We start from the raw sequence: 1,552 nt of genomic DNA, 5'->3' as shown, positions 1-1,552 counted from the left end.
AGCGCCTCAAAAACACCGTCGATGTACTCAAAGTCATGTTCGTCATGCACGTAGCCGTGGTCAACGTTGATCACACCGTCACGATCGATAAAAACAGCCGATTTTGCCAAAACGTATTTCTCTATTTACTCAGTTTCATCAGATTATTACATACCTTATAAGTACTCACACTATCTAATTAGCCTAAGTGAGCAACAAACCCCTTGATTTGCAGCCCAAGAATCGGTACACCTTGAACGTCTAGCTTGGCTACTTTTTAACCTCAACGCTTTCTATTCAACTTTATCTTAAAGCTCAATTCATTTGGACGTCTAGACGTAAAAATATCTATTGACTTACTTCACCTTAACCCATAGCATCAGCTAAGAATTGAGATAGAGTTCAGCATTAGCTCCTGTTAAAGCCGTTTTTAACAGCGAAATTCCCAGTATCTCTATGCAGGTTGAAACATGATAGAAATAAAAAACGTCAATAAAGTGTTCCACCAAGGCAGTAAGGAAATTCTTGCCCTTAAGGACATAAACCTAAATATCGCTAAGGGCACCATTTTTGGTGTTATCGGCTCATCAGGCGCAGGTAAAAGTACTCTGATCCGTTGTGTCAATATGCTGGAGGCTCCGACTTCGGGTTCGATTGTTGTTGATGGCATTGACCTAACCAAATTAAGCAAAAAACAGTTGGGAGAAACTCGCCGCAACATCGGCATGATCTTCCAACACTTTAATCTGCTGTCATCTCGCACCGTCTTTGACAATGTCGCGCTCCCTCTTGAACTTGCGGGCAAAGACAAATCACAAATCACAGCAAAAGTGAATGAGCTACTCAAGCTCGTCGGCCTTGCAGACAAACATGAGAGCTACCCAGCCAACCTAAGTGGTGGTCAAAAGCAGCGTGTGGCTATCGCACGTGCATTGTCCTCCGATCCTAGCGTTCTGCTTTGTGACGAAGCAACCAGCGCGCTGGACCCTGCAACAACCCAGTCCATCTTAGAGCTGCTAAAAGAAATCAATCGCAAATTAGACATCACCATTTTACTGATCACTCACGAAATGGAAGTGGTTAAGAGTATCTGCCACGAAGTGGCAATCATTGGTGACGGTGAGCTCGTGGAAAAAGGCACCGTGGGTGAAATCTTCGCTCATCCGAAGACGGCATTGGCACACGAGTTCATTCGCTCTACTTTGGATCTTTCTATCCCAGAAGATTACCAAGCACGCTTACAAACCACGCGCGTAGAAAACAGCTATCCATTGGTTCGCCTAGAATTTACTGGTGCTACCGTAGATGCACCTCTGATGACGCAAATCGCTCGTAAGTTCAACATCGATGTGAGCATCTTGAGTTCCGACCTAGATTATGCCGGTGGCGTGAAGTTCGGCATGATGGTCGCGGAGCTGTTTGGTAACGAGGAAGACGATAACGCAGCGATAGCGTTCCTGCGTGAACACAACGTGAAAGTAGAGGTACTTGGCTATGTCCTTTAATACAATTTCAGAATGGCTGAGTCTAAACAGCAACCTACTTTTGGGCGCAACGTTGGAAACCCTTTACA

1 protein-coding gene and 2 pseudogenes are annotated in these 1,552 nt (G+C 44.9%); 2 read left to right on the top strand and 1 reads right to left on the bottom strand.

Annotated features, from left to right (window positions below; genetic code table 11):
• Positions 1–110 (bottom strand): annotated as a pseudogene (locus AND4_RS18905) (D-glycero-beta-D-manno-heptose-1,7-bisphosphate 7-phosphatase); the annotation flags it as partial.
• 339 nt (positions 111–449) lie between these two features.
• Here AND4_RS18905 and metN point away from each other — a divergent pair.
• Complete coding sequence (gene metN / locus AND4_RS18900; RefSeq protein WP_009844595.1) at positions 450–1,484, top strand: methionine ABC transporter ATP-binding protein MetN; 1,035 nt, start codon at positions 450–452, stop codon at positions 1,482–1,484.
• Positions 1,474–1,552 (top strand): annotated as a pseudogene (locus AND4_RS20200) (methionine ABC transporter permease); the annotation flags it as partial. The gene metN and the pseudogene AND4_RS20200, both read left to right, overlap by 11 nt.

Source organism: Vibrio sp. AND4 (assembly GCF_000171815.1).
GTDB lineage: Bacteria > Pseudomonadota > Gammaproteobacteria > Enterobacterales > Vibrionaceae > Vibrio.
The sequence above is the reverse complement of the archived record's forward strand: the minus strand, read 5'-3'. Positions and strand labels throughout refer to the sequence as shown.